General features: G+C 59.5%; 2 protein-coding genes. One reads left to right on the top strand and one right to left on the bottom strand.

Translation table 11 applies throughout. The annotated features are described in order from the left end of the window. A partial coding sequence (locus U5A52_RS42945; protein WP_321940476.1) for a helix-turn-helix domain-containing protein occupies positions 1-337 on the bottom strand: 337 nt, incomplete at its 3' end. 343 nt (positions 338-680) lie between these two features. Between U5A52_RS42945 and U5A52_RS42940 the strand changes: the two genes are divergently transcribed. Further along, positions 681-884 (top strand): hypothetical protein, encoded by a 204-nt coding sequence (locus U5A52_RS42940; RefSeq protein WP_321940474.1) that lies wholly within the window; start codon positions 681-683, stop codon positions 882-884. The last annotated feature ends 342 nt before the right edge of the window (positions 885-1,226 follow it).

Here is a 1,226-nt window from a genome sequence, read left to right as displayed (position 1 = left end):
GATGGACGCCGAATTTCTGCTCAACGAGTGCGACAATGGCCTCCCTGGTCCGGCGCGGCGTCGCGAATCCCTGAAGTCCAGGTGCATGTTTGATTGCAGCGACGAGCCAGCTCAACCCCTCTGCAGGAAGCTGCCTGCGACGTCCGACATCGCTCAACTGTAAGAGCGACCGCTTGCCGCCGGCCTTGAACAGGGCAGCATAGCGGCGAGCCGTGGCAGGGCTGAGATCAAGTGCCGCCGCTACCTGCTGGATGCTCTGCCCCGCTTCCAGCATCTCCGCGGCGATAGCGCGCCGGTCTGTCCACGGCGGCCCGCGAAATCCATCTTTGCCTTCCATCGTCGCCATCCATCACTACCCGTTTGTGGTCGCAAAAATAATTGCAGGTATTTCACGCATGCGCAATCAGGCACTCCCAAATCTCCGCCGCCCCGCTGATCGCCTTGTATGCCACCAGAAAGCAGTATTGGCGAAAGCCGATTGAAGGCGATCTTTGCCATAGTGGAACGCATGGCGACACCAGGCGCCGGGCCGCCACCGGCCAGTGCAGTTCACTCACACAAGCGGAAGCCGGCTGGCGTCCACCAACGCCGTCGGCGTGCCTTCTTTTCTGCGTGCTGTCGACTATGATCGGGTGGCACTACGCGCGCATTCCTGTGCATCACATCACGAGGTCTGAGTTATGCGCGATCTTGAGGAGTTTTGTACCGCGTACCAAGCCTTGGCGGCCGCTCGAGGCCAGTTCCAGCGTCGCGTTCGTGTGGGCGGCAATCCTGAAAGGCCCGACGAACTCCTGCTGCTGACGACAGCGCTCAATGCCGCTACGTACCGCTATCTGGCCGCCGTCGCCGGGCTTGGTGAGATTGATGACGCGCGGTCTCGATAAGGTGTGCCAGAGTCACGTAGGTCAGCGCTGCATTTGCTGGACGCAGCTACGGCGCGTGGCAGGAGGTAACGCGGGTCGACGCATGAATTGCAGCGAAGTTTTTTGGTTGCACGCGGAAACGTATCACGTTAGTGGTGAGTGGTGGGTTCTGGGAACTGGAAGACGCACCATCGATACGCGATAAGATAACCAAGCTCCCGCTTACGATACTTTTATCGCGGTTGGCGCCCGACACTGTATGGCAAGATCGCCACGCAGATGCTCAATGGCTTCGCGCAGATTCGAGTCAGTGCATTTCGCGTTTGCTCACGCCGCAATTTCAGACATCATTTTGGGACCGAT

It is taken from the genome of Paraburkholderia sp. J8-2 (assembly GCF_905220195.1).
In the GTDB taxonomy this organism is placed as follows: Bacteria; Pseudomonadota; Gammaproteobacteria; order Burkholderiales; family Burkholderiaceae; genus Paraburkholderia.
Note: the sequence above shows the minus strand (reverse complement) of the source record. Positions and strands in the feature narration are given on the sequence as shown.

Bases quoted from the DNA above. Each gene is read 5' to 3' on its own strand.
- U5A52_RS42940 (WP_321940474.1), top strand. From the start codon at position 681: ATGCGCGATCTTGAGGAGTTTTGTACCGCGTACCAAGCCTTGGCGGCC.